This window comes from Curtobacterium sp. MCBD17_028 (genome assembly GCF_003234875.1).
Lineage (GTDB): Bacteria > Actinomycetota > Actinomycetes > Actinomycetales > Microbacteriaceae > Curtobacterium.
The window spans coordinates 47865-74057 of record NZ_QKTQ01000002.1; the positions used below are offsets into that span (position 1 = coordinate 47865).

The 26193-nt window shown below is 73.6% G+C and carries 27 protein-coding genes; 15 read left to right on the forward strand and 12 right to left on the reverse strand.

Features of this window, described 5'->3' with window-relative positions:
- Positions 1-38 precede the first annotated feature (38 nt).
- Both DEI86_RS02565 and DEI86_RS02570 read right to left on the reverse strand, forming a co-directional pair.
- On the reverse strand, positions 39-869 hold the full coding sequence (locus DEI86_RS02565) for an oxidoreductase (protein ID WP_111009332.1): 831 nt from the start codon (positions 867-869) through the stop codon (positions 39-41).
- Between the two features lie 146 nt (positions 870-1015).
- Complete coding sequence (locus DEI86_RS02570; protein WP_111048765.1) at positions 1016-2017, reverse strand: SDR family oxidoreductase; 1002 nt, start codon at positions 2015-2017, stop codon at positions 1016-1018.
- Positions 2018-2211: 194 nt separating this feature from the next.
- Between DEI86_RS02570 and DEI86_RS02575 the strand changes: the two genes are divergently transcribed.
- The gene (locus tag DEI86_RS02575; RefSeq protein WP_111009007.1) at positions 2212-3429 is read left to right on the forward strand and encodes an MFS transporter; all 1218 of its coding nucleotides are present in this window, start codon (positions 2212-2214) and stop codon (positions 3427-3429) included.
- 45 nt (positions 3430-3474) lie between these two features.
- Here DEI86_RS02575 and DEI86_RS02580 read toward each other — a convergent pair whose 3' ends face one another.
- The 3 genes from DEI86_RS02580 to DEI86_RS02590 all read right to left on the reverse strand — a co-directional run bounded on the left by DEI86_RS02580 (position 3475) and on the right by DEI86_RS02590 (position 6947).
- Positions 3475-4455, reverse strand: a complete 981-nt coding sequence (locus DEI86_RS02580) for a L,D-transpeptidase family protein (protein ID WP_111048766.1) — start codon at positions 4453-4455, stop codon at positions 3475-3477.
- Between the two features lie 93 nt (positions 4456-4548).
- Positions 4549-6723, reverse strand: coding sequence for a cation-translocating P-type ATPase (locus DEI86_RS02585; RefSeq protein ID WP_111048767.1), 2175 nt, complete (start codon positions 6721-6723; stop codon positions 4549-4551).
- Positions 6720-6947, reverse strand: coding sequence for a heavy-metal-associated domain-containing protein (locus DEI86_RS02590; protein WP_111009010.1), 228 nt, complete (start codon positions 6945-6947; stop codon positions 6720-6722). The genes DEI86_RS02585 and DEI86_RS02590 overlap by 4 nt, the downstream gene beginning before the upstream one ends.
- Positions 6948-7023: 76 nt before the next feature.
- Between DEI86_RS02590 and DEI86_RS02595 the strand changes: the two genes are divergently transcribed.
- Positions 7024-7326: a metal-sensitive transcriptional regulator gene (locus tag DEI86_RS02595; protein WP_111048768.1), complete on the forward strand. Its 303-nt coding sequence runs from the start codon at positions 7024-7026 to the stop codon at positions 7324-7326.
- Between the two features lie 46 nt (positions 7327-7372).
- Entirely contained in the window at positions 7373-8284 is a 912-nt protein-coding gene (locus DEI86_RS02600; protein ID WP_111048886.1) for a zinc-ribbon domain-containing protein, read from the forward strand.
- Positions 8285-8314: 30 nt separating this feature from the next.
- On the opposite strand, the gene DEI86_RS02605 is transcribed toward DEI86_RS02600, so the two are convergent.
- On the reverse strand, positions 8315-8941 hold the full coding sequence (locus DEI86_RS02605; protein WP_258376447.1) for a GIY-YIG nuclease family protein: 627 nt from the start codon (positions 8939-8941) through the stop codon (positions 8315-8317).
- 202 nt (positions 8942-9143) lie between these two features.
- Between DEI86_RS02605 and DEI86_RS02610 the strand changes: the two genes are divergently transcribed.
- Positions 9144-9548 (forward strand): ribonuclease E inhibitor RraB, encoded by a 405-nt coding sequence (locus tag DEI86_RS02610; RefSeq protein ID WP_181435093.1) that lies wholly within the window; start codon positions 9144-9146, stop codon positions 9546-9548.
- 152 nt (positions 9549-9700) lie between these two features.
- Entirely contained in the window at positions 9701-10339 is a 639-nt protein-coding gene (locus DEI86_RS02615; RefSeq protein ID WP_111048769.1) for a histidine phosphatase family protein, read from the forward strand.
- A 326-nt stretch (positions 10340-10665) separates the two neighbouring features.
- Here the strand turns inward: DEI86_RS02615 and DEI86_RS02620 are convergent, their stop codons facing one another.
- Positions 10666-11262, reverse strand: coding sequence for a hypothetical protein (locus DEI86_RS02620; RefSeq protein WP_146244853.1), 597 nt, complete (start codon positions 11260-11262; stop codon positions 10666-10668).
- Between the two features lie 521 nt (positions 11263-11783).
- Here DEI86_RS02620 and DEI86_RS02625 point away from each other — a divergent pair.
- A complete protein-coding gene (locus tag DEI86_RS02625; RefSeq protein WP_181435094.1) occupies positions 11784-12635 on the forward strand; it encodes a ScbA/BarX family gamma-butyrolactone biosynthesis protein in 852 nt (283 codons plus the stop codon).
- Positions 12636-12746: 111 nt separating this feature from the next.
- On the opposite strand, the gene DEI86_RS02630 is transcribed toward DEI86_RS02625, so the two are convergent.
- Complete coding sequence (locus DEI86_RS02630; protein WP_181434812.1) at positions 12747-13391, reverse strand: ScbR family autoregulator-binding transcription factor; 645 nt, start codon at positions 13389-13391, stop codon at positions 12747-12749.
- 166 nt (positions 13392-13557) lie between these two features.
- On the opposite strand from DEI86_RS02630, the gene DEI86_RS02635 reads away from it, so the two are divergent.
- Complete coding sequence (locus DEI86_RS02635; protein WP_181439682.1) at positions 13558-14412, forward strand: NAD(P)-dependent oxidoreductase; 855 nt, start codon at positions 13558-13560, stop codon at positions 14410-14412.
- 12 nt (positions 14413-14424) lie between these two features.
- Here DEI86_RS02635 and DEI86_RS02640 read toward each other — a convergent pair whose 3' ends face one another.
- On the reverse strand, positions 14425-16134 hold the full coding sequence (locus tag DEI86_RS02640) for an AarF/ABC1/UbiB kinase family protein (RefSeq protein WP_181439683.1): 1710 nt from the start codon (positions 16132-16134) through the stop codon (positions 14425-14427).
- A 156-nt stretch (positions 16135-16290) separates the two neighbouring features.
- Here DEI86_RS02640 and DEI86_RS02645 point away from each other — a divergent pair, with 156 nt between their 5' ends.
- The 4 genes from DEI86_RS02645 (at position 16291) to DEI86_RS02660 (ending at position 19370) form a co-directional block, all read left to right on the forward strand.
- Positions 16291-16647 (forward strand): PRC-barrel domain-containing protein, encoded by a 357-nt coding sequence (locus DEI86_RS02645; RefSeq protein WP_111009335.1) that lies wholly within the window; start codon positions 16291-16293, stop codon positions 16645-16647.
- A 191-nt stretch (positions 16648-16838) separates the two neighbouring features.
- Complete coding sequence (locus tag DEI86_RS02650; protein ID WP_111009018.1) at positions 16839-17531, forward strand: TetR/AcrR family transcriptional regulator; 693 nt, start codon at positions 16839-16841, stop codon at positions 17529-17531.
- Positions 17532-17637: 106 nt separating this feature from the next.
- Positions 17638-18867: an SGNH/GDSL hydrolase family protein gene (locus DEI86_RS02655; RefSeq protein ID WP_146244854.1), complete on the forward strand. Its 1230-nt coding sequence runs from the start codon at positions 17638-17640 to the stop codon at positions 18865-18867.
- Entirely contained in the window at positions 18864-19370 is a 507-nt protein-coding gene (locus tag DEI86_RS02660) for an NUDIX domain-containing protein (protein WP_258376448.1), read from the forward strand. The genes DEI86_RS02655 and DEI86_RS02660 overlap by 4 nt, the downstream gene beginning before the upstream one ends.
- 93 nt (positions 19371-19463) lie before the next feature.
- Here DEI86_RS02660 and DEI86_RS02665 read toward each other — a convergent pair whose 3' ends face one another.
- Both DEI86_RS02665 and DEI86_RS02670 read right to left on the reverse strand, forming a co-directional pair.
- A complete protein-coding gene (locus DEI86_RS02665) occupies positions 19464-20339 on the reverse strand; it encodes a hypothetical protein (protein WP_146244855.1) in 876 nt (291 codons plus the stop codon).
- A 60-nt stretch (positions 20340-20399) separates the two neighbouring features.
- Positions 20400-20588 carry a hypothetical protein gene (locus tag DEI86_RS02670; protein ID WP_111013338.1) on the reverse strand — a complete coding sequence of 63 codons (189 nt, stop codon included), beginning with the start codon at positions 20586-20588 and terminating at the stop codon, positions 20400-20402.
- 123 nt (positions 20589-20711) lie between these two features.
- Here DEI86_RS02670 and DEI86_RS02675 point away from each other — a divergent pair, with 123 nt between their 5' ends.
- The 3 genes from DEI86_RS02675 (at position 20712) to DEI86_RS02685 (ending at position 24252) form a co-directional block, all read left to right on the forward strand.
- Positions 20712-20975, forward strand: coding sequence for a hypothetical protein (locus DEI86_RS02675; protein WP_111009022.1), 264 nt, complete (start codon positions 20712-20714; stop codon positions 20973-20975).
- 73 nt (positions 20976-21048) lie between these two features.
- Positions 21049-21534, forward strand: a complete 486-nt coding sequence (gene ybaK / locus DEI86_RS02680; protein WP_111013337.1) for a Cys-tRNA(Pro) deacylase — start codon at positions 21049-21051, stop codon at positions 21532-21534.
- Positions 21535-21663: 129 nt separating this feature from the next.
- Positions 21664-24252 (forward strand): ATP-dependent Clp protease ATP-binding subunit, encoded by a 2589-nt coding sequence (locus tag DEI86_RS02685; RefSeq protein ID WP_111048772.1) that lies wholly within the window; start codon positions 21664-21666, stop codon positions 24250-24252.
- 93 nt (positions 24253-24345) lie between these two features.
- Here the strand turns inward: DEI86_RS02685 and DEI86_RS02690 are convergent, their stop codons facing one another.
- On the reverse strand, positions 24346-25353 hold the full coding sequence (locus DEI86_RS02690) for a glycoside hydrolase family 6 protein (protein WP_111048773.1): 1008 nt from the start codon (positions 25351-25353) through the stop codon (positions 24346-24348).
- Between the two features lie 251 nt (positions 25354-25604).
- On the opposite strand from DEI86_RS02690, the gene DEI86_RS02695 reads away from it, so the two are divergent.
- Positions 25605-26138, forward strand: a complete 534-nt coding sequence (locus tag DEI86_RS02695) for an adenine phosphoribosyltransferase (protein WP_111048774.1) — start codon at positions 25605-25607, stop codon at positions 26136-26138.
- Positions 26139-26193: the final 55 nt, after the last annotated feature.

Genomic DNA, 26193 nt, shown 5'->3' on the forward strand with positions numbered 1-26193 from the left:
CCCCGTCAACGGTACGCCCGCCCTCCGCGGCCGGGCGGTCAGTCGTCGAAGTCGGTGCTGCGGCTGACGGCTTCCCAGGTGTCCGCGTCCGCGCGCAGCGCGTCGAGGGCGGATCGGAAGCCGTCCGACGCGTCGTTGCCGAGCAGGAGCATGAACGGCGGCTCGTCCGACTCGACGGCGGTGATGAGCGCCTCCGCGGCCTTGGCCGGGTCGCCCTTCTGCGTGCCGTGGACGGTGTCGTGTTCCTTCCGGCGTCTGCCGGCGGTCTCGGCGTAGTCCGCGATCGGCTCGGCCGACTGGGTCAGCGAGCGTCCGGCGAAGTCCGTCCGGAATCCACCGGGCTCGACCACCATCGCGGTGATGCCGAGCGGCGCGACCTCAGCGCGGAGCGACAGGGTCAGGGCCTCCATCGCCGCCTTGACCGCGGCGTAGTAGCCGGATCCGGCGGGGGAGATGCGGGCGCCGATCGACGAGATGTTCACGATGGTGCCGGATCGGCGGCCGCGCATGCCGGGCAGCACGGCCTTGATCGTGCGGACGGTCCCGAACACGTGGGTGTCGAAGAGGGTCTGGACGGGTCCTTCCTCGCCCTCCTCGACCGCCGCCCGGTACCCGTACCCGGCGTTGTTGACGAGGACGTCGACGGCGCCGAACCGGTCCTCCGCGGCCCGCACGGCGGCGGTGACCTGCGCGTCGTCCGTGACGTCGAGCGCGAGCGCGAGCGCGGAGTCGGGGTGGTCGCGGGCGATGTCCTCGACCTTCGTCACGTCGCGCGCGGTGACGACGGCGTTGTGACCGTGGGCGAGCACGGCCCCGGCGAACGAGCGCCCGAGTCCGGTCGAGCAGCCGGTGATGAGCCAGGTGGCCATGGTGGGTCCTTCCGTGGTGGTGGAGATGGTGGTCGTGGTGGTGGACCCGGCGCCGCTGCGAGGTCGGACCCAGTGCGGCTGCGCGAGGACTCCGCGCGGGTCGACCGACGCGGCGACGCGGCGGAGGCGGGCGGTGTTGTCCCCGCTCAGACGACCCGCGGCGCGTAGGCCTCGGCGAGGCGGTCCATGAGCGCGTCCTTCTCGGGGTCGACCTGCTGGCGCTCGGGGTGCGCGTCGTACCAGGCGACGATCTCGCGCGCGCCCTGCCGGAACGTCGTGCGCGCCGCGAACCCGGGCACGAGCGTCCGGATCTTGGCGTTGTCGAACACCATCGTGTTCGCCTTGTCGCCGATCACCCCCGCACCCCACGCCGGGTCGTTCGCGAGGATCGCCTCGGTCGGCACGTGCACGAGTTGCGGCTCCGGCGCGCCCGCAGCGGCCGCCACCTCGGTGAACAGCTGGTTCCACGTCGGGGTCTCGTCGCCGGTGATGTGGAACGCCTCGCCGATCGCCTCGGCGCGGTCGAGGACGCCCGTGAACCCGACGGCGAAGTCGCGGCTGTGGGTGATCGTCCAGAGCGAGGTGCCGTCGCCCGGGACGACGACCGGCTTGCCGGCCCGCATCCGGGCGATCACGGTCCAGCCGCCGTCGAACGGGATGAGCGTCTCGTCGTAGGTGTGCGAGGGTCGGACGATGGTCATCGGGAAGTCGTCGTCCCGGTAGGCCTGCAGCAGGAGCTCCTCACAGGCGATCTTGTTCCGCGAGTACTCCCAGTACGGGTTCTTCAGCGGGGTCGACTCCGTGATCGGCAGGTGGGTCGCCGGCGTCTGGTAGGCCGACGCGGAACTGATGAAGACGTACTGGCGGGTCCGTCCCGCGAACACCTCGATGTCCTGACGGACCTGGTCCGGCGTGAACACGACCCAGTTCACGACCACATCGAACTGCGCGTCTCCGAGGGCCGCCTCCAGCGCCTCCCGATCGGCAGTGTCCGCGGTCAGCCGGGTGACCTCGTCGGGGATCGCCCGCAGGTCGCTCGATCCGCGGTTGAGCACGGTCACGTCGAACCCCTGCCGCACGGCCTCCCGCGTGCAGGAGGCGCTGATCGCGCCGCTCCCGCCGATGAACAACACCCTGGCACCCGTCATCGTCCGCTCCTTCGCGTCCGCGCCCGTGGTCCGGGCGCACGCTCCCAGCCTGGCACCCGCCGGGAGGCACGGTCCAGGTCCGGCGGTCCGGTCCGGCCCGGCGCGGTCCGGCGCGGCGCGGTCCGGCCGGGCCGGGCGCAACGGGAGGGGGTCCCGCCGACGTCCGAGAGCCGGAGCGGGGTAGCGTCACTGCCGTGCTCCACCGCTCCACCTCGCCCTCACGGGTGCTCCGCCCCGGCCTCGTCCTGGTCGGCCTGCTGCTCGTCGCCGCGAACCTCCGCGCCGGGATCACGTCGGTCGGGCCGGTGCTGGCCGACGTGCAGCAATCGGTGCACCTTCCCTCGGCGACGGCGTCGGCGCTCATCAGCCTGCCGTTGCTCGCGTTCGCGGCCGTCGCACCGGTCGCGCCCGCGATCGCACGCGCCCTCGGGATCGAGCGCACGCTCGGGGTGTCCTTGGCCGCCCTGGCGGTCGGGATCGTCCTCCGCTCGGTGCCCGGACCGGCGCTGCTGTGGGTCGGCACCGTCCTGCTCGGCGTCGCGATCGCGGTGGTGAACGTCGAACTGCCGGCGCTCGTCAAGCGGGACTTCCCCGACCGCATCGGGCAGGTCACGGGTGCCTACTCCGCCGTGCAGTCGACGTTCGCCGCGATCGCGGCCGGGATCGCGGTCCCCGTCGCCGGCTCCGACGGCTCGGGCTGGCGGCTCGCGCTCGGGCTCTGGGCGGGTCTCGCGCTCGTCGCGCTGGCCGTCTTCGCGCCGCAGCTCCGAGCCCGGACGGTCGTGCCGCCGGCCGCGGACGACGTCGCGCTCGACGACGTCCGGCACCCGGACCCGACCCACCGGTCACCGTGGCGCTCGGCGCTCGGATGGCAGGTCACGGCGTTCATGGGCCTCCAGTCGGTCGGCTACTACGTCGTCATCACGTGGCTGCCGACGATCGAACGCACCGCCGGGGTGAGCGCCGCCGCGGCGGGCGTGCACCAGTTCCTCCTCAACGCGTTCGCCATCGCGGGCAGCCTCCTGTGCTCCGCCGCGCTGCCACGGTTCCGGGACCAGCGCATCCTGGCGTCGGTGAGCCCGCTGTTCTTCGTGGCGGCGATGGCGGGACAGCTCGTGGACCCGCACCTCGCCGCGGTGTGGGACAGCCTCATCGGTGTGTCCGGTGGAGCGTGCATCGTGCTGGCCCTGTCGTTCTTCGGCCTCCGCACCGAGCACCACCGACAGGCGGCGGGGCTGTCCGCGATGGCGCAGACCGTCGGGTACCTGTTGGCCGCGGCCGGACCGATCGCCGTGAGCGCCCTCCACGACGCGGTCGGTTCCTGGCGACCGGCACTCGTGGTGCTGCTCGTGCTCGAGGTCGCGCTCGCCGGGCTCGGCCTGCTCGCCGGGCGCCGCCGGGTCATCGGCTGAGGCTCCCCGCCCTGGCGACCAGCACGACGGCTGCCCGCACGGCCGTCAGGTGAACTGGATCGGCGTCCCCACCGGCAGGGTCGCGAGCGCGGCGGTCATCGCGGCGGAGATCCGGACGCAGCCGTGGGAGCTGCCCGTGGGGTCCGGGTAGTAGTGCAGCGCCGTCAGGGCGGAGTTCCCCCCGTACCCGGGAAGCAGGGCGGAGTGCGCCCCGGTCAGGGCGATCGGGTGGCCCTCGGTGTACGCGATCCTCGTGTCGACGTAGTCCGCCTCCATGTACGTCGAGGTGGCGGCGGGCGTCGGATCGGTCGGTGTGCCCAACCGGGCGGCCTCGCTCGTGGCCGTCGCACCGCTCTCGGTGACGATCGCGATCGTCGAGGTCGCGTTGTCGACCCGGATCATCCGGTCCGTCCGGGTCAGGGTGAAGTCGGCCGCCCGCGCCCACGCGAAGGTCGCGCTCGGGGCGGTGGCCACACCGTTCGTGCCAGGGGTGCTCTTCCGGGACGGCGTGGACACCAGGACCATCCCGCCGTCGGCACCGGGGGAGCGTCCCCAGACCGCCGTGGCCGCTGGCCGGTTGACGGTCGGCACGGTGGCGCCGAGCGCTGCGATCGGCGCGCTGTCGGCGGCGGGGCTGGCGTAGAGCGGCACGAGCGCCTGCCTCGGTGTCGCGATCTCCCACTGGTTCGCGGGGTGGGCCGTGGTGCCGTCGAGCAGGCCGGGGATGACGGCGTCGTAGTACGCCAACGGCAGCGCCGCGAGCGCCTGGGGACCGACCGGCGGTGGCACGGCCGCGAGGGTGGGTGTCGGCGCGGGCGTCGGGGTGATGCGGCGTGCCTCGGCGGTGGGGGTCGTCGCGGGCGTGGCCGGACCACCGTGGGTGACGCCGACCCCGATGCCCACCGCGACGAGCCCGACGACGACGCCCACCGCGACGAGCAGCGGACGCTGCCGCCGCCTCGACCGGGAGGCCCGCAGCGCGTCGGCCTGGTCGCCCGGCTCGTCGACGTGATCGGTCGTGTCCACTGTTCCCCCTCCGGCACGAGGGGCCCTCGACCCTCGTGCGCCAGGTCCATTGTCGTCCGCGGGTGCCCCGTCGTCCGCCGCCGCTCCGGACGGTCAGGCGGGACGGAACCGGCGGAGCCGCAGACTGTTGCCGACGACGAACACCGAGGACGCAGCCATGGCGGCACCCGCGATCATGGGGTCGAGCAGCCCGGCCATGGCGAGCGGGAGCGCGGCGATGTTGTACGCGAACGCCCAGAAGAGGTTGCCGCGGATCGTCCGGAGTGTCCGTCGGCTCAGGGCGATCGCATCCGCCGCGGCCGCCAGGTCACTCCGGACCAGGACCACGTCCGCGGCGTCCATCGCCACGTCGGACCCCGTGCCCATCGCGATGCCGAGGTCCGCGGCGGCGATCGCGGCCGCGTCGTTCACACCGTCCCCGACCATGGCGACGACCGCCCCGGCGCGTTGCAGGTCGGTCACGGCGCGGTGCTTGTCCTCGGGTCGCACCTCGGCGACCACCTCGTCGATGCCGACCTCGGTGGCGACGGCACGGGCGACCTCCTGCCCGTCGCCGCTGAGCAGGACCGTCCGGAGACCCATGCGTCGCAACCGCTCGACCGCGGCGCGACTCGTCGGGCGGACCGCGTCGGCGACGAACACCAGGCCGAGGACGCGGCCGTCGCGTGCGACCGCCACGACGGTCCGCCCGGTCGCGGTCGCCCGTTCGACGCCGGCCACGAGTGCTGCCGGCAGGGGTGTCGCTCCGAGCCCCGTGACCCACGCTGGACGACCCACGCGGACCACGGCGCCGTCGACCACGGCCTCGACGCCGGATCCCGCGGTGGAGCGGAAGGCCGAGACGGCCGCAGCGGTGTCGTGACCCGCGCGCTCCACGAGCGCGCGCGCGACCGGGTGTTCCGACCGACGTTCCACGGCGGCGGCCAGGGCGAGCACGGTCTCCTCGTCGGTCCCCGTGCCGGGCGCGAGCACGACTTCCCGGACCTGCATGCGACCGGTGGTGACGGTGCCGGTCTTGTCGAGCACGACGGTGTCGACGCGCCGGGTGACCTCGAGCACCTGCGGGCCCGTGATGAGCACCCCGAGCTGCGATCCACGGCCGGTCCCGACGAGCAACGCCGTGGGCGTGGCGAGACCGAGGGCACAGGGACAGGCGATCACGAGCGTCGCGACGCCGGCGGCGACCGCCGGACCGGTTCCGGCCCCCATGGCGAGCCAGCCGACGAGCGCGACGAGCGCCAGGCCGATCACGACGGGGACGAACACCGCGGAGACCCGGTCGGCGAGCCGTTGCACGGACGCCTTCCCCGTCTGGGCGCGGACGAGGAGGCGACCGATCCGCGCGACCTCGGTGTCGGCGCCGATGCTCGTCGCGGCGACGACCAGGGCCCCGCCGACGTTCACGGTGGAGCCGGTCACGGCGTCACCGACCGCGACCTCGACGGGCACGGACTCGCCCGTCATGATGCTCGTGTCGACGGCGGAGGTCCCCTCGACGACGACACCGTCGGTGGCGATCCGGTCGCCGGGACGGACGACGAACCGGTCGTCGACGCGGAGCGCCGTGGTGGGCACCTCGACCTCCCGACCGTCGCGCAGCAGGCGGGCGGTCGGGGCGCCGAGGTCGAGGAGCGCCCGCAGCGCGGCCCCCGAGCGACGACGGGCCCGGAGCTCGGCCACGCGGCCGGCGAGCAGGAACACGGTCACGACCGCGGCCACCTCGGCGTAGGAGTGCGTCCCGGCCCCGTCCCGGCCGGCGAGATCGGCCACCAGGGACCAGACCGACCAGAGCAGGGAGGCGGTCACCCCGAGCGACACGAGCGTGTCCATCGTCGCGGCGCCGTGTCGAGCGTTCACGACCGCCGACCGGTGGAACGGCCATGCGCCCCACGCCGCGATCGGGAGCGCCAGCACGAGCGCGACCCAGGTCGACCCGGGGAACCGCAGGACGGGCACCATCGACAGCGCGACCACGGGCAGGGCGAGCGCGGCGGAGACAGCGAGTCGGCGGCGCAGGGGGAGGGCGGGGTCCCGTTCCTCGACGTCCGGTTCGGGCAGGTGCGCGTGGTACCCGGCGGCCTCGACCGTCCGGATCGCGTCGGGGACCCCGATCTCCGGCGGGAGGAGGACCGTGGCGGTCTCGGTCGCGTAGTTGACGCTCGCCGCCACGCCGGGCAGCTTGTTGAGCTTGCGTTCGATGCGGTTCGCGCACGATGCGCAGGTCATGCCCTCGATCGCGAGGTCGACCGGTGCGGCGGTGTCGCTCATGCCTCCGCCAGCGCGTACCCCGCGTCGTCGACGGCGGCCGCGACCTCGGCGTCGCCGAGCGGACGCTCGCTCGTGACCGTCGCGGTCGAGATCCCGCCGACCTGCAGGTCCACCACGACGCCGAGGACGCCCGGGAGCTCGCGGAACGCCTCGTCGACGCTCATGACGCAGTGCTCGCAGGTCATCCCGCTGATCCGGTAGTCGGTCGTCGTCGGCTCGGTCATGCTCGTCTCCCTCGGTCATCGCGATACCCTGGCGGGGTACCGCACCACGATACCGCCACCGACCGGGAGGCACGGCATGACCGACGAGACCACGCACCACCACGGGTACATCTCCGCGAAGGACGACTACCTGAAACGGCTCCGGCGCATCGAGGGGCAGGCGCGCGGCCTGCAGCGGATGGTCGACGAGGAGCAGTACTGCATCGACATCCTGACCCAGGTCTCCGCGATGACGAAGGCCCTGCAGTCGGTCGCCCTCGGACTGCTCGACGACCACCTCGCGCACTGCGTCGCCGACGCCATCGCGGAGGGCGGCGATGCCGCGGACGAACGCATCCGAGAGGCATCGGCGGCGATCGCGCGGCTCGTGCGCTCCTGATCGTGCGCGGCCGCCGGTGACGGTGGTGCTCCCTACGCTGCAGTCCGTGGCCGAACCGGTGGGTGTGTGGTGGGCGCGACGGCAGTGGTCGCGCGGGCGCGAGGTGCCCTACGCCGTCGGTGAGTTCCGCGAGGCATGGCGTTCCTTCCCGGTCCTCGTGCGCCAGTACCACCCCGACCGCAACAGCGGCATCGTCCTCAGCCAGATCCCGCCCGCCGCCGACGTCTTCCTGTGTTGGGAGTGTGACGCCGGCCACGTGTTCGTCGCCACACCGAGCGAACAGCGGTCCCGTCCCCGCCGCGAGCGCCGGCGGTCCTCGTGGTGTCCCGAGTGTGCCGCGCAAGCCCGACCCCGCGGACCGCTGACCCTGCTGCACCCCGCCGTGGTGCCGGCCACGGGTCGGGGCGGGGTCACCGGGCCGGCATCCGACGCACCACGTGCGCCCGCTCCGCTCGCGACGCGTCCGACTCGACCCACACGTCGTGGCCGGGACGTCTGCACCCGGACCCCCGACCTCCCGGCGGGGACCCCGTTCCGCAGTGCGTGCGCCCCGCGCCCGGCGTCCGCGGTGGAGGCGCAGCTGCGTGCCGACCTCCGCGCGCGGCTCGAGCACACCGAGGGCGACAACGCGGTGCGTCTCGCCCGACCATTCTTCGACCACCTCGAGGCGTGGCCCGACGTCGTGCTCCCGGAGCTCCGCGTCGCGATCGAGTACGACTCGACGGGACGCCACGGTCTCGAGCACGTGGGCCGCCGTGAGGACGCCGACCGCCGGAAGGACCGTGCCCTCCGAGCCGCGGGGTGGGAGGTCATCCGCATCCGGACCGGACGGCTCCCGGCACTCGGGCCGCACGACATCGAGGCCGGCGGGTGGTCCCGGCGGACGCTCGCCCGGCTCGTGGACGAACTGCGGGCGGTGCGCGGGGACCTGCTCGTCGACGCCTACCTGCGCGACTGACACCGGGCACGGTCCGCACGGGGCCCGAGATCAGGTCCGGAGCGCGACGGCCTCGCTCACCCAGCGCGTGTAGAGGTCCCACGGCGCCGGCTGGCCGTCCGTCACGCGGCCGACGTGCTGGCGGAGGTCGTCCTCGATCCTGAACCACTCCGACCCGGGGTACCGCAGGTGCGCGAACTGGTGGTGTCGGGCGCGTTCCAGGGCGCGCCCACCCCGTTCGAACCCGAGGAGTTCCTCGTGCCAGAGCCGGGCGAGCCGCTGGCGGGGGTTGGCGGAGGTGCCGATCTTGATGCGCTCCTCGAAGCGGATGTAGTAGACGACGTCGACGCGTGGCGGACGTGCCTCGCCGTCGGGCACCGCCCCGACGCGCCACTCGCACACCCCGCAGACCCACCCAGACGGATACCGCACGCCGGTCCGTGCTCCGCAGGCGGCGCACGGCGCGGGGAGGACGTCGTCGACACCGCCCGTGGCGCCGGCCCACTCGGCCGCCACGGCCAGGTGCTGCGCGCAGAGCGCGACGGGCGCGTCCGGAGGGACCGGGCGGCGGCAGGACGAGCCGCACGCCGGACCCGCACAGGCGGCCGCCCGTGTGATCCGCGAGCGTCGCGCGGCGGTCCCGTGGCCACGGTCGTCGATCGCCTCGTCGTTCGTCACCCTCGCACGGTACGGCGGACCCCCGACGCGACGGCGCTCCCGCAAGCGATGTGCACGGCAGGGCGTCCGTTCCACTCCGCTCGGAAACGGCTGGGAATCGAATTGCCGGACGGAGTCCAGGAAGGCCGACTCCGGCGGAAACACGGGGACCGAGAAAGCATACCGAGTATCCTTTTCCTGAACCATGCTCACGCATGGTTGTATGACGGCCATGGGGAAGATCTGGGAGTTCGGTCGGCGCACGAGCGGCAGCGCGGGGGAGGCGCTCCTCACCGCCGCTGACCGCGCGTCGCTCGCGACCGTGTCGGGCGCGGTCACCACGGCACGACCGTGGTTGCACTTCTGGTACTGCGACACGGAGCGGGACGCCCGAGCAGCGGCCGACCGCATGCGCGAGTCCGGATGGGGCATCCGTCGCCTCGGCCGGGCCGTCGGTGAGGACGGATGGGCCGTGATCGCGGTCCGCACCGTCTCCGTGATCGACGAACGCACGGTGTCCGACGCCCGGCGGTTCTTCACCGACCTGGCCCGTCACCACCACGGTGACTACGACGGCTGGGAGTACGGCGTCGACGCGCCCGCTCCCTCGCATGCACTTCGGCTCTGACGACGACGTCGACCGACCACGACACCGCTGATCGCGACCGGGCCCGAGGCGGCCGCGCGCGGCGGGGAGCACGGCGCCGGGAGGTCCTCCGGCGCCGACACGCGGAAGCGGCGGCGCGCACCGCGCGCCGCCGCTTCCCTACGCTGTCCCTCGTGCAGCTGTTCCTGATCCGCCATGGGGAGACCCCCACGAACGTCGCCAAGCGCCTCGAGACCCGCGTCCCGGGTCCGGACCTCACCCCGACGGGACGCGAGCAGGCCGACGCCCTCGCGGCATCGTTCGTGAGCCGCCGGCTGGACGCCGTCTACGTCTCACCGCTCGTCCGGACGCACCAGACCGCGGCCCCGCTCCTCCAGGGGCGTGACCTGGTCGCGGTGGAACTCCCGGGCCTGCTCGAGATCGAGGCGGGTGAGCTCGAGGGTCACGACGACCGTGCCGCCGTCGAGCGGTACCACGGCACGATCGGTGCGTGGGTCGCGGGGAACCTCGACCGTGCGATGCCCGGCACCATCACGGGCCGCGCCTTCCTCGACCGATTCGACGGTGCAGTGGAGCGCATCGCGACCGCCGGCGACGAGGTCGTGGTCGCCGTGAGCTCGGGCGCGGCCATCCGGGCGTGGGTCGGCCTCCGGGTGGACAACGTGGACCTCGCGTTCGTGGCCGATCACGTCCTCGGCAACACGGGTGTCGTCGAGCTCCAGGGGTCACCGGACGACGGGTGGACCTGCGTTGCCTGGGAGGGTGCCGGAGTGACCGCGGGCGCGACCGACGCGGCCGGTGGCGTCATCTGACCGCGGCTGGCGGGATCTGACGACGGTCGGAGACCACTCCTCGGCGACCCATGCCGCGCCTCCCGGCCGACGCCGCCCGCGACCCGAATGGACGAGCGTGGAGAGGGTCCGGGCGTGACCCGAACGCACCCGGACCCTCCGGTGCCCGGCGTCGCGATGTGCGACGGGGCGTCCACGCGGACGATCGCGCCATGACCCGAACACGGCTCGGTCGCCCCGTGGGCCCGCCTGGTGGCGGGCTGGTCCAGTGTCGATCGCGGTCCCGACGGGTGCAGGGGGGATGCATCCACCAGGAGCGCGTGCATGACCGACGCTGGAGGTCTGGCTCACGGCACGGGCCGACCCTTCCGTCGGCGCTGCCGGAGGACGACAGCGCCGACCGCGGCCTGGAGCAACCCTGCGGCGACCGCGGCGAACGGAGCGAGGTGCCCCGTGGACGGCGCGAGCGCGAGGAGTCCGGACGCCGCGGTGGCGGCGCCGATCGCGGCGACGACGACCGAGATGCGGCGTGGTGTCGCAGCGACCCTCCGCACGACGACGGCGGCTGTCACCGCCGCGGCTCCCGCCGTCACCATGAGGCCGGCCTCCACGACCCCGGCCGACGCGATCGGCGGCGAGGGCAGCAGCGGCACGACCCCGACCAGGAGGCCGGCGCCGCCGAACACGGCGAACGAGACCCGCCCGATCCACGATCCACGGACGGCGTCCCATGCGCCGCCGTCGCCGAACCCGAGCACGAACGCGGCCATGAAGGTCGCGGCACCACCGAGCATCGCGAACGACGCCTGACCGGACGGTCCGGTGGGACCGCCGGTGGGACCGGCGAGCTGGGCGATGACGCTGAGCAGGGCGCCCACCACCAGCGCGGTGCCACCGAGGAGCATCGTGCTGCTCCGCGGTGCGGTGACGCGCGCTGTGGTCATGTCGGCTCCGGGTCGGTCGGCGGTGGACGGGGACGACGCCGGTACCACCCCTGAGACCACGACACCGGCGCCGTTCCGTCCGATCACCAGCAGCGTAACGGCAAAACCGTACTGTTGGGTATGCTTCTTGGCCCCACTCCGGGGGTGTCGGTCCGGCGGCGCTCGGGGAGGACGGGGGTTCGACCCCAAAACGGGGGACGCAGCCTGTCCCCGTGTACCGCTCGGCCCGTCGACCGGGCAGGCGCGGACCCCGGACGGCGGGACGCCCCGCTCCTCGCGATCCGCGGCACTCCGGGCGCGCGGGCAGCACGGCGGCGAGGGCGTGGTGCCGCACGACACACGTCGTGTACCCCGCGCGAGGTGCACGTCGCCGTCGGGGCGGCGCGACCGTGTGGAACGGGTGGTGTCGCGACGGACCGCTGCCCCATACGATGCTCATGACCGCCACCGAACGTACGTCCAGTACGCGAACCCGAGAGACCGACCTGTCCCCTCACGCGCATCTCCTCCCGGGAGCCCTGGTGCACCGCCGTCAGCTGACGGAGGTGCTGCTCACTGCGCTCGAGCGGACGAGCGACAGCACCTTCGTGGCGGACGTGCACTGGCCGAGGCGGCACGCGTACTTCGGACCGTGGGGCACGGACGACGTCGCCGTCGGACCCGCGCTCGCGCTCGAGACGCTCCGTCAGACCGCGATCGCACTCGCGCACCTGCACCTCGGGGTGCCGTTCGGACAGGCGTTCGTGATGGAGTCGATGCGCGTCGAGGTCGCCGACGACGCGGTCCGCCGCTCCGACCGCCCCGGATCGCCGACCATCGACGTCGTGGTCTCGGAGCTCGTCGAGCGCAAGGGCGTCGCCGCGTCCTACGACTCGATGCTCACGGTCCGCGACGGCGACCACGTCCTCGCCCGCGGGGGCGGTCGTGCCCGCACCATCCCCGGACCCGTGTACCGCCGGATGCGCGAGGGCGCGCCGTCCTCAGCGGACGTCGATCGCCTGCCGCCTCGCCCGAGTCCGGCCGCGCACGGGCTGGTGGGCGCGCCGACGCCGGACTTCGTCCTGCTGTCCGGTGCCGCGGGCAGCGACGCGTTCGAGCTCTCGCTCGACGCCACGAACCCGGTGTACTTCGACCACCCGCTCGACCACGTGCCGGGCATGGTCGTGCTCGAGGCCGCGCTGCAGGCCTTCCGCGCCCACGCGGACGATCCGACGCACACGCCCCGCGAGGTCACGGTCGAGTTCCTCGCCCACGCGGAGCTCACGAGTCCCGTGACCATCACGCTCGAGCGCGAGGACGGCACCGAGGTCGCGGTCCTGTGCCAGGACGGCGTCGTCGTGTCGCGCGTCCGCGCCTCCGCCTTCCCCGGCTGAGTCGCACTGCCCCTGCTGAGTCGCACTGCCCAGCTGAGCGGCACTGCCCGGCCTCGTCGCACCGCCGGCCGAGCCGCACCGCCCGACGGAGCGGTGCCGTGGGGCGTGCGGTCAGACCGCCGAACGCATGATGCGGGCCGGGAGGTCCGCCACGAGCGGCTGCCGCTCGGCCGGCACGAGCGCCGGGATGAGCAACATCGTCCACATGTTCTCGAGCTGCTGGAAGAGGTCCTCGCGGCTGTGCAGGATGTCCGAGACGAGCTGCACGCCCGTGTACGCGGGGATGAGGAACGCCGCCAGGCGCGTGGGGTCCACGTCGGCGCGGATGTCGCCCTCCTCGACCGCCGCCGCGATGAGCCCCTCGACCGTGTGGATCCAGCCCGCGTACGGCGCCTCGCGCTCGAGACCGTTGCCGCCGGCCTCGGTGGTGAGCCGCACCCCGGCGGACACGACGACCTCGTCCTTCATCTGCTGGGCGAAGGTCTGCGACATCCACATCATCCGCTCGAGCGCGGTGCGTCCGAGCAGGAACACCCGCTCGCCGTACGACTGCGCGATCTCGTACTGCAGCTCGATGACCGCGTTCGCCACCTCCTCCTTCGACTTGAAGTGGTGGTAGAGCGCACCCTTGGTGACGCCCGCCTCCGAGGCGACGACGTCGAGCGACGCGTTCGCGTACCCGCGCTGCTCGAAGATCGTCGCGGCGCTCCGGACGATCTTGTCGCGCGTGACGACGGCGCGCTCCTGCTGGGCCATGGTGTCCCCTCCGACTCCCAACGGCCCCGACGGCCGCTCCGACATGGTAGCCACGCTCAGGTCCTGTTACCGTCCGCACGACACCCCTCGACATGAATGGATGGCCCCCAGCGTGCAATCGTCCCCCGAAATGTCCTCCTCGCTGTCCTCCTCGACACCTGTCGCGGTGACCGGTCCGCTCGGGTTCATCGGGCGACGCGTCGTCGACGCGCTCGTGGCGGAGGCCGTGCCGGTCCGCGGTCTCGTGCGTCGTGCGGTGCCCGAGAACGCCGCCTTCTCCCCGGTGTCCGGGGACCTGCTCGACCCGGAGGCCGTGGCCCGCCTGGTCGCGGGTGTGCAGACCGTCGTGCACAGCGCGGTCGCGATCGGCGGGGACGACGACGCCGTCCGCCGCACGAACGTGGACGGCACGCGCATCGTCGTCGAGGCGGCGGCCGAGGCAGGAGCGCGCGTGGTCCTGGTGTCCACCGCGGCGGTGTTCGGCTCCGGGCCGCACCGGGGCGGTCCGCGTCCGGGTGCGACGCCCGAGTCCGCGACCTCCGTGAGCCGTGCGGAGGCGGAGCGGTTGGTCCTCGGAGCTGGCGGAGCCGTCGTCCGCCCGAACGTCGTCCACGGGGTGGGGGACCGATGGGTGTTCCCGTCGGCGCTGCGCCTCGTCACGGCCGTGGGGGCGGTTCCGGACACCGCGGCGCGGGTGAGCGTCGTGCACGTCCGGACACTCGGCCGCCGCATCGCGGCCGCCGCCCTCACGCGCGCATCGGGCGTCGTCCCCGTCCACACCGATCCGCCCGTGGCCGCGGGCGAGGTCGTGGTCACCGCCGCCGAGGTGCTCGGCCGCTCCCTGCCCCCGGTCGTGTCCGTGGAGGAGTTCCGCGATCGCGCCGCCGGTCGGGGCCTCAGCTCCCACCAACTCGCGATGCTGCTCGACGACGCGTGGTTCGACGTCGCCGACCCGGAGCCACTCGGCACGCTCGAGCTCGACGCCGAGGACCGCGACTGGTACCGGTCCCTCGCGGGGTGAATCCGGCCGGCGTCACTCGCGACGCCGAGCCAGCGCCGCGTCGATCGCGGTCGCGCCGAGGGACACCACGGCGACCACCACGAGCACCCAGCCCGCCGCCGCCGGGGTCAGCGCGCCGGGGTGGACGGGTCGCGGGACCGCCAGGAACACGACCGCCGTGATGCCCGCGAGCGCCCCGAGCACCGTCCAGACCGTTCGACGGACCAGACCGGCGACCAGGCGTCGGTCGCGTCGGTCGGCGAGCACACGCACGTTCACGTTGAGGTGACCGGTCTCGAGGGCTTCCCCGATGCGGTCGACGCGGCGGGGCAGGCGCCGGAGTCCGGGCAGCACCGCGAGTGCCTCACGGACGAGGAGGTCCCGGACCCCGGCGGGGGTCACCTGGTCCCGGATCTGGTCGCGGGCGAGCGTCCGGGCCTCCTCGAGCAGGTCGAACGCGGGCGTGACGGTGCGCAGCGTGCCCTCGAGGATCGCGAACGCCCGGGCGGCCGCGACGAACTCCGCGGGGACCGCCATGCCGTAGCGGCCGAAGACCTCGACGGCCGCGTCGACCGTGTCGATCCCGATGCGGGCTCCGGGTCCGAGCTCGTCGACGACGAACGTCGCGATGTCCCGTCGGAACGCCGGTTCGTCCACGGGGTCGGCGAGCGGGGCGAGCCGGAGCACCCCGTCGGCGATGCCGCGCGTGTCGGCCTGCAGGTAGGCGACGAGCAGTTCCTGGACGGTCTCGCGCAGGGTGAGGTCGAGCCTCCCGACCGATCCGAAGTCGACGAGCGCCGGCCGCCCGTCGGGCATGACGAGGATGTTGCCGGGGTGCAGGTCCGCGTGGAAGACCCCGTCGACGACCACCTGCCGGATGAAGGCGCGGACCACGGTCCGCATCAGTGGTTCCAGCGACGCGGTGTCGGCCCCGTCCGCGCGGGCCGTCGCGAGCGTACGACCGTCGAGGAACTCCATGACGAGCACGCGGCGGGAGCTCAGCTCGTCGACGAGCTCGGGCAGGTGGAGTTCCGCGGCACGACGACTGCGCGCCTGCGTCGCGCGGAGTGCGGCGAGGTTCGTCGCCTCGCGGCCGAAGTCGACCTGCCGCACGAGGTCCGTCGCGTACTGGGCCGCGGCGTCCTCGACCCCGAGCCGACGTGCCTGGGCGGAGGTGCGCGCGAGGAACCGGGTGACCCGCAGGGCGATGTCGACGTCGCGGCGGATCACGACCGCGACGCCGGGTCGCTGCACCTTGACCGCGACGGTCCGGCCGTCCCGGAGGCGGGCACGGTGGACCTGCGCGATCGACGCGGCCGCGACCGGGACGGGATCGAACGCGGCGAACACCTCGTCGACGGGCGCACCGAGCTCCTCACGGAGGAGGGCCGCGACCGCGTCGGCCGGCGCGGGGGTGACGTCCTCCTGGAGATCGGCGAGGGCGGCGCGCCACTCGTCCGGCAGCAGGTCGTCACGCGTCGAGAGCAGCTGACCGATCTTGACGAACGCGCCGCCGGCCTCCTCGAGTGCGCGCCGCAACCCGGTCGCCTGCTCGACCCGGAGACCGGCCGTTCCCGGGGACCGCGAGAAGTCGAGGCGGCCGAACGGCAGCAGCCCGTTGCGCCGAGCGATGCCGAGCAGCTCCGCGAACCGGCGAGCACGGTCGCGGAGCGTCCCCGTCGCGGTGTCGTCGCCCTGGGCGAGATCGGCCAGGCGCGGCAGGGTCGCTCGTCGGTCCGTCACGACCCGATCCTGGACCGCGACCCTGAGCACGGACGACACGGCGCAGCGGCGACACGGCGCAGCGGCGACACGGCGCACCGGCGACACGACGCCCGCACCGGGACTACCGTCTGCGGCACCGCGCCCGAATCGTTCCGGCGCGGGGAGAGGAACGACGTGTTCGAGGCCGAGAACATCCGCGACTGGATCGGGCAGCCGGTCGTCGACGCCGGCGACGACCGGATCGGCAGCCTGGAGAGCATCTACTTCGACACCGCGACGTCGCAGCCGGCGTTCGCGAGCGTCCAGATCGGTCTGATCGGTCGGCAGCGACTCGTGTTCGTGCCCCTCGACGGCGCCACCGTGTCGCCCAAGCACCTCAAGGTGACCTACGACAAGAAGCTCGTCAAGGACGCGCCGTCCATCGACACCGACGGCGAGCTCGAGGCGTCGGTCGAACCGACGCTGTACCAGCACTACGGCCTCGTGTACCAGGCCGGTGCGGGCGGCGAACGGCGACTCGGGCGCCGCTGACCCCGACGACCGTCGAGCGGGCCCTGGACGTCCCCCCACATCGGCACGTCCATCCGGCCGCTCGACGGCCGTCGCACGGCCGGAGCCGCGCCTGTGCTCGAAGTCTCCCACAGGACGCCCGTCCTGGGAAATCGACGGGAACCAGGCCGGGGCGGCGTCCCTCATCGCTCCTGCCACTACGGTGGTCTGCCATGGGCATGCGTGAGGACCAACGCCGACGCACGAGGGACGCCATCCTCGAGGCCGCAGCCCTGGAATTCGGGGAACGCGGCTACCAGGCGACGACCTACGCCTCGGTAGCGGCCAGGGCGCAGGTGGCGAAGAGCCTCGTCAGCTACCACTTCGCGTCGAAGACCGACATGGTCCAGGCGATCATGGACGTGTCCTTCACGCAGGAGGGCGTGTTCGCCGCGCTGCCGGCCGCCGATCGTCCCCCGTTCGACGAACTCGCCCTGTCGACCGTCTTCGTCGCGATGCAGGAGCAGTCGGACCCCATCGGTCGGGCCGTCGTGCGGCTCGAGCGCGAGGCCGAACTCATCGACATCGACCTGCCGGTGCCGTACGTCGGGTGGATCCAGTTGTGCGCGACCACGCTGCAGCGCGCGGTCGACATCGGGGACGCCCCGCCCGAGGTCGACATCCCGTTCGAGGCGCACCTGATGGTCGCCGGGTTCGTCGGCCTCCACGAGCTCGCTGAGTCGCTCGGCGAGTACGAGGGCTTCGTCGCCCGGGCCGTGTCGAACGCGCTCGACCGCTACGCGACGCTCGGTGCCACCCCCGCGGCCCTCGCGTCCGCCACCGAACGCGCGATCGAGGCGATGGAGGAGGCCGGGTGCGACGACGTCGACCGCATCCGTCGTCGGCTGCGGCGACTGGTCGGCTGACCGCCGCCCACGATCGTCACGCGGGCCGGGAGGCGTAGCATCGGTCGCCCCGCCGCCCCCGTCCCCGCTTGGTGAGGTCCCCATCCTGCTCTGCCGTCCGCTGGCCGTGATCGCCGCATCCGCCGCCCTGTCCGTCGTCGTCATCGGCACCGCCGACCCCGGTGCGGGACCGGCCGCGTCGGCGGCCACCGTGGTGCCCGCTTCCACCGCGCACCACGGTGCGCGCGCCGGTCGCGACGGTCTGCCCCCGCGCGGAGCGGAGTACGTCGCGCTCGGCGACTCCTACGCCGCCGGCTACGGCCTGCCACATGCGACGGGGGACCCGGTCCCGGCCTGCGGCCAGTCATCCGAGGACTACCCGCACCGCATCGCGGCCAGCCTGGACCTCCGGCTCGTGGACGTGACGTGCGCGGGGGCCACGAGCGCCGACGTCGTCTCCCGACGCCAGAACGGTGCCGCACCGCAGGTCGACGCGCTGAGCGACCGGACGCGGCTCGTCACGCTGTCCATCGGCGGCAACGACGCGGGGCTGTTCGCGACGGCGTCCTCGTGCGTCGCCCTGTCCCGACGCGGACCCGTGCTGTCGGGGGCGGACGTGCCGAACTGTCGCAGCCGCCTGGTCACCGACGGGACCGACGCGCTCGCGGCGGCCGTCGAGGGTCCCGTCACCCGTGGCATCCGGTCGGCGGTGCGTGCGGTGCGGACGGCCGCGCCGCACGCCCGACTCGTCGTCGTCGGGTACCCCACGATCTTTCCGGACGCCGCCCACACACCAACGGCGGGTTGCTTCCGCGCCGCGCTCGACGCCGCGAGCCTGACCGGGTCGTTCCCGCGCGATGCGTTCCCGTTCACGGACACGGACGTCCGCTACCTCCACGGCGTGCAGCAGCGGCTCGACCGGACGACGCGGGCCGTCGTGCACCAGGCCGGTGGGACCTACGTCTCGATGCTCTCCGCGACGGCCGCCCACTCACCGTGTTCGAGGACCCGGCCGTTCGTCCGGGGGATCACCCTGTCCGCCTCGTCCGGCCTCCGGGACGTCGACCTCGTACCCGGGGCGCTGCATCCGAACGCAGCGGGTGCCGGAGCGATGGCCACGGACGCCGGACGCCGCATCCGCGCCGTGTACGCGGAGGCCGCGGCACGGGCCCGGGAGGCACGGGCCAGCGCGTCCGCGCAGGCGCGGGCGTCCGCGTCGGCAGCGGCTCGTGCGGCCGCCGCTCGGTCCTCCGCCGACGCGGGCCGGCTGGCGATCGGCGCGGGGGTGGTCGGCCTCGGCGCTGTCGTGGTCGTCTGGGCGTTCGTGCGTCGTCGACGTCGTCCCGACGGGTCGTGACGGCCGTGGTGACGAGCGCGGGCATCGTGCTGTACCGACCGGCCGCGGCATCGGTCGCTCGTGGTGCCGCCGACCCGGAGATCGACACCGAGGTCTTCGTCGCGCACATGGCCGGCCCGTTCTGGCGGCGGCGACCACGGGCGTGGTCGTTCCCGAAGGGCGAGTACCTCGACGAGACACCGCTCGACGCCGCGCGGCGCGAGTTCCACGAGGAGATCGGCGTCCCCGCACCGGACGTGCCGTACGTCGAACTCGGCACGTTCCGCCAGGCCTCGGGCAAGCGCGTCACGCTGTTCGCGGGCGCGTCGGACCTCGTCGTGGAGACGGTCCGGAGCACGACCTTCCTCGTCGAGCTCCCGCGGGGGTCGGGCCGGATGGTGTCGTTCCCCGAGGTGGACGACGCCCGGTGGACGAGCGTCGCCGCGGCACGGACGGACCTCGTGGCGGGTCAGGTGCCTGCGCTCGACGCCCTGCTCACCCTGCTCCGTCGCGAGGAGGCGTAGCGCCGACGAGAGGGGCGGCGAGAGAGGCGTCGCGCCCACGAGAGGGGCGTCGCACCCGAGAGAGGCGTCGCGCCCACGAGAGAGGCGGCGGGCTCAGGACGAGGGCCGCACACGACCGGACACGACCCCGCCGCGGACGTGCACGGTGAGGGTGCCGCTCTCGCTCTGCGTCACGAGGGTGACGGATCCGGTGAGGGCGTCGGCACGGGGGAAGCACGACGTGCTCGCCGTCCGACCGTCCGCCGTCGCGAGCAGGCAGACGAGCGACGCGTTCGTCCCGACCGCCGCGTACACGTCCCACGGCGTCTGGGCGTCGTCCGCCGACAGGGAGCGGTTCGTGAACACCAGGCGTGTGGAGTGCAGCCGCACGGGAGCCGAGACCGCTCCCGGGATCTGGTCGGCGAACGTCTGCGGCGCCGAGAGCAGCGCCGCGAGGGTGCGTTCCCCGTCGCTCGTGGCGGCCGCGACCGACGGTCGTGACCGCTGTTGGTCGATCGTCGTCCCGACCAGTGCACCGACGCCGAACGACGCGAGTGCGGTGCCGACGATCGCGACGAGGCCGACACGGCGGAGCCGGACCGGGAGGCGGCCCCACGCTCCTCGCCTCGGCGCGCGACCGGAGCCGGAGCCGCTGGACCGCCCGTCGTCGAGCGCGGTCACCGGTGCGACGTCGCTCGCCCGGGCCGAGGTCGGGTCGGGCGGTGCGGGGGCAGCGGCGCCCGCACCGGACGGGACCCGGTCGGCAGCCATCGGCATCGAGTCGGTCCGGTCGGCGCCGGTCGGTCGAGCATCGCGCGTCTCGGCGGCGACCGGCCGGCCAGGCGCGGGGTCGAGGGCATCGAGCGCCCGGCGAGCGGCCTGCGCCTCGGCGGGCGTGGCGTCCGGCCCGTACGCGATCGCCTGCAACGCCGCGCGGCGCCGGCCCGGCTCCGGGCCTGCGCCGCCGACCCCGTCATCGAGTGCCGACATGTCCTCCGCCGTTCGTCCCACCCATCCTGCTCCGTGGAGCGGCCCGCGGAGCGGCCGGGGTCAGTCCTCGGCCTCGGTGGCCTCCAGGTCGGCGGTCCGGGCGTCGTCGTCCGTGAGCGCGTCGTCCGCGGGCGCCGCATCGCTGTCGAAGGACAGGTCGCGCTCCAGCCGTTCCGCGGTGACCGGCTCCCCGTCGACGATGGGCGGTTCCCACTCGCGGTCGCTGCCGCTCGTTCCGTCGTTGCTCATGACGCCTCCTCGTCCGCGTGGCCGGGGCGCCCACGCTGAGCGCTCCTCGCGCCGACGGTAGGCGCGGCCCGCGACCCCCGTTCCCAGGGACGTCGTCGTCGCCGTCGGCCTAGGCTCGGCGACATGACGGAACCAGGGCACGACCAGCGCGACCCGGCTGCGGCTGCCGAGGCGGCAGCGGCGAGCACCTCCGACAGCGTGCTGCAGGGCGACCTCACCCGGCCGATGAGCGAGGACACCCAGTCGGGTGCGGCGGACTACGTGGCCACGAACACGGGCGGTGTCTCCGCCGAGCGCCGCAACCCGCTGCCGGACGAGGAGCAGGGACGGGGCACGGAGTACGACCCGGTGGACCAGGGCCCGCAGCAGGAGGGTCAGGGCGGCTGATCCCGTTCCGCGGGAGCGACGGCTGCCCGCGCGCCGCGGACCACGTTCAGCGGACTCAAGGCAAGATCACGGCATGACCGCTGCCTCCCCGCGCACCCCGGCCACGGTCGCACTCGACCGTGCCGGTGTCCCTTACACGCCGCACGTGTACGAGCACCACGAGACGGCGACGAACTTCGGCGCCGAGGCGGCCGCGGCGCTCGGGCTCCGCGAGGACCAGGTGTTCAAGACGCTCGTCGTCCAGGTCGACGAGCAGCTCGTGGTCGCGGTGGTCCCCGTCGCGAACCGACTCGATCTCAAGGCGATCGCGACCGCGGTCGGGGGCAAGAAGGCGTCGCTCGCGGCACCGGACCTCGCGGAGCGGCGCACGGGATACGTCGTCGGCGGCATCAGCCCCGTCGGACAGCGCACCACGCTCCGAACCGTGCTCGACGCGTCGGCCGAGGACTACGCCACGATCTTCGTGAGCGGCGGACGGCGGGGGTTCGACATCGAACTCGCGCCGCGAGACCTCCTCGCGGTCACGGCGGGCGCGACGGCCGCGATCGCGCGGGACTGAGCCGACCCCGTGGCGACCTCCTCGCGGACCTGAGTCGGGTCGACGCAACTTCTTCCCGCACCCGGGAATGGCCGGGGCACCTCTGCGTTGTATTGAGTCGGACGCACTCAAGTTCCACAGGAGGTCCCTTTGTCAGACGTCTTCGGCCCGACCGGCAGCGACAACTCGTTCGACGAGTTCCTCGCCCGCCTGCTCCAGGGCCAGCAGCGGTCCGTGCCGTTCGGCCGGCCCGTCGACATCACGCGGCTCCTCAGCCGCCGCACCCACGAAGTGCTCCGCGCCGCGGCGACGTTCGCCGTGGAGCGCGGCCACCACGAGATCGACGCGCTGCACCTGCTCCGCGTCCTCGTGACCGCCGAGCCGTTCGCCGGGCTCGTCCGCACCGTCGGCGCCGACCCCGAGCGGTTCGCCGCCGCGGTCGACGAACGACTCCCGGAGCCGTCCGACGAGCGCCCCGAGGGCCGTCCCGCGCTCACGCCCTCAGCGCAGCGCGCGCTCCTCGACGCCGCGCAGGCCGCGCGCGCGTTCGGATCCACGTACGTCGACCCCGAGCACGTCTTCTTCGCGCTCGTGGTCGAGCAGGACACCGTCGCCGGGCAGATGCTCGTCGCCGCGGGCGTGACGCCGCAGACCATGCAGCAGTACGCGCAGGACGCCGCCCGTGCCGCCCGCGAGGGTCGCCCGGTCGCTGGCAGCACCGCGGCCGGCACGCCGGGCCAGGGGTCCGACACCCCGACGCTCGACCAGTTCGGCACCGACCTCACGGCCCGCGCGCGCGAGGGCGGGATCGACCCCGTGATCGGTCGCGCCGGTGAGATCGAGCAGACCGTCGAGATCCTGCTCCGCCGTACCAAGAACAACCCGGTCCTCATCGGTGAACCGGGCGTCGGCAAGACCGCGATCGTCGAGGGCCTGGCCCAGCGCATCGTCGACGGCGACGTCCCCACGCTGCTCCAGGGCAAGCGGGTCGTCGCACTCGACATGGCCGCGATGGTCTCGGGCACGCGCTACCGCGGTGACTTCGAGGAGCGACTCACCAAGGTCATGGACGAGATCGCGGCGCACCGCGACGAGCTGATCGTGTTCGTCGACGAGCTGCACACCGTCGTCGGCGCCGGCAGCGGTGGTGACGGCGGCATGGACGCCGGCAACATCCTCAAGCCGCGCCTCGCCCGCGGTGACCTGCACATGGTCGGCGCCACGACGCTCGACGAGTACCGCCGCATCGAGAAGGACGCCGCGCTCGAACGCCGCTTCCAGCCCGTGACGGTCGGCGAGCCGAGCGTGGCCGACGCCGTGCAGATCCTCGCCGGCCTGGCGCCGCGGTACGCCGAGCACCACGGCGTCGCCTACACGGACGACGCCATCCGCGCGGCCGTCGAGATGTCACATCGCTACGTGACCGACCGCTTCCTGCCCGACAAGGCCATCGACCTCATCGACCAGGCCGGCGCGCGGCGCCGTCTCGCCCTCAGCGGCACGGTCGACGTCGACGCCCTGCGTGCCGAGATCGTCGACCTGCAGTCCGCCAAGGACCGCGCGGTCGCCGAGGAGCAGTACGAGGAGGCATCGCGGCTCCGTGACGCCATCGACGGACTGGAGGCCCGGATCGAGTCCGCCACCGCGCCCACCGCGACCGACGCGAGCAGCGCCTCCCGGACGGAGGCCGACACGACGATCACCGAGGCGGACATCGCCGAGGTCGTCGCCCGTGCGACCGGCATCCCCGCCTCGCGGCTCACCGCGGACGACCGCGCCCGGCTCGCGGTCCTCGAGGACGACCTGCACGCGCGGGTGATCGGGCAGGACGACGCGGTCGCCGCCATCGCCAAGTCCGTCCGTCGCAGCCGCACCGGCATGGGCGACCCGCGTCGCCCCGTCGGGAGCTTCCTGTTCCTCGGCCCGACCGGTGTCGGCAAGACCGAGCTGGCGAAGGCGCTCGCGTCGAGCCTGTTCGGCGACGAGACCGCGATGCTCCGCTTCGACATGAGCGAGTTCGGGGAGCGCCACACGGTCAGTCGGCTCGTCGGCGCCCCTCCCGGGTACGTCGGGTACGACGAAGCCGGGCAGCTCACCGAGCGTGTCCGCCGGAACCCGTACTCGGTGATCCTGCTCGACGAGATCGAGAAGGCGCACCCGGACGTGTTCAACCTGCTCCTGCAGGTGCTCGACGACGGACGACTCACGGACGGGCAGGGACGCACCGTGGACTTCCGGAACACGGTCGTGATCATGACGTCGAACCTCGGGTCCGAGTTCCTCGCCAGCCGTTCGGGCGCCCTGGGGTTCTCGGCGGCGACCGACGCCTCGGGGTACGAGGAGCAGGACCTGCGGAACCGGGTGATGGGCAAGCTCCGCGAGGCCATGCGGCCCGAGTTCCTCAACCGGATCGACGAGATCGTGCTGTTCCGCAAGCTCGACCGCGCGCAGCTGCACGCCATCGTCGGGCTCCTGCTCGCCGACACCGCACGTCGGGTGGCCGCGCAGGACCTCGACCTGGAGGTCCGTCCCGCCGCGGTCGACTGGCTCGCCGAGCACGGGTACGAACCCGAGTACGGCGCCCGTCCGCTGCGTCGGCTCATCCAGCGCGAGGTCGAGGACCGCGTCGCGGACCTCATGGTCCGCTCCGAGGTCGCGGCCGGCGAGACCATCGCGATCGACGTGGTCGCCGACCAGCTCGTCGCCACCGTGGACCGGGACGCCCGCGTGCGGGTCTAGGTCCACTCCGGGTGGAGGAACGCCCCCGGTGTCGCATCGACACCGGGGGCGTTCCCGTCGCCTGTCCGGGCGGTGCCACGGACCGGACGGGCGTCAGCGCGCGGCGTTCTGCACGAGTCCGACCGCGTACGACGCGAACCAGTCGCCGGCCGCCGGCCCACCGTTGCACGTGCCGTCACTCGCACCGGGTGTCTTCACCCACAGCAGCGCGTCGAGCTGGCCGCTGCCGTACGTGACGTGCGGGTCCTGACCGAGGCCGGCACCCGCTGGGTTGCACCAGTCGCCGCGGGCACCGCGACCGTTCCGCGAGACGTCGATGACGAAGTGCGATCCGCCGGTGAGGGCGGACACCTTGCCGGCGTAGGAGCGCTCCGGGTCGACGGCGTTGAAGTTCGACACGTTCGTGAAGAACCCGCGCGCCTGGCTGACGCCCGCCTGGTTCAGCTCCGAGGCCGTGACGGCCGGCGCGTTCCAGCTCGAGTTCCCCCCGTCGAGGTACGCGGGGACACCGGCGGCGTGGAACTGTGCGACCGCTGTCCTGAGGAGCGGGAGCCGCGTCGACGCGTCCTGCGAACACGACGGGAGCATCGCGAGCGAGTCGGGCTCGACGAGCACGACCGCGCGATGACCGTGGAGGTCGTCCGCGATCTGCTGGTTCCACGCGGTGTACTGCGCGGGCGTCAGCCCACCAGCGGAGTACCCGCCGCAGTCCCGGTCGGGGATCGCGTAGGTGACGAACACCGGGGTGGTGCCCTTCGATTCTGCGCTCGCCAGGTTCCGTGCGATGGTGCTGTCGAGCAGGCCGCCCTGGAACCACTCGCCCAACCAGATCGCGATCGGCTGGCGTGCGATCGTCCGCGCCGCCGCTGCCTCGGTGGCCCGGCCCTGTGCGGCGAGGGTCGCTGCCGCCTGCGCCGGCTGGCTGTCGGGCTGGACGTACAGACCGCCCTGGTAGATCGTCTGCGTCGGAGCAGTACGGATCGTCGCCGGTGTGACGGTGGCGGTCGCCGCCGATGCGCTGACGGTCTCGGTGATGGCCGTCGTGGTGCTGATCGACGCGACGGCGGCGGCCACGAGGGCCGCACGGACGATGCGGTTCATCGGTTGTTCCCCTGGGTGATCGCTGACAGACGTCCTGTACGTCTGCCGTGTGTGGGGGACAAGTCAACCGGCCGCCGTTCCGCTTGTCCACGCGGACCGGAGGGGCTTGCCAACCGCCACGCCGTGTGCTCCTCGCCGGACAGCAGGACGGCCTGTACCCCGGTGGGCATCCCGGATCGGCACACGGCGTACCCCGATCCGCGCCGGTACCGACGGCACGTCGGCCAGCGCCGTCCCCGTACGGTTGGGGCATGACCGAGCACGCCGCGTCCCTCGTCGAACGACTCACCGCCGTGGTGCCGGACTTCCCGAAGCCGGGGATCCTCTTCCGCGACGTCACCCCGGTGTTCGCCGATCCCGTCGCGTTCTCGACCGTCTGTGGCGCACTCGCCGAGCCGTTCACGGACGTCGAGGCAGTGGCGGGCATCGAGGCGCGCGGGTTCGCGTTGGCCGGGGGGATCGCCGTCCAGCGGGGCAGGGGTGTGCTCACCGTCCGCAAGGCGGGGAAGCTCCCCGGCGAGGTCCTCAGCGAGCAGTACGCGCTCGAGTACGGCGAGGCCGCGGTGGAGCTGCGCCCCGGACAACTGCCCGAGGGCACGCGCGTCCTCGTGGTCGACGACGTCCTCGCGACGGGTGGTACCGCCGAGGCGACCATCACGCTGCTCGAACGTGCCGGGTACCACACGGTCGGGTTCGCAGCGCTCCTCGAACTCGACGGCCTCGGGGGCCGGGCCCGTCTCGAGGGTCGACTGCCGGTGCACACCCTCGGGACCGCGCCCGCCTGACGCCTCGCGCGCGCTGCGCAGCGAGCACTCCCGCCACGGTGCGGGCCGGGGTCGT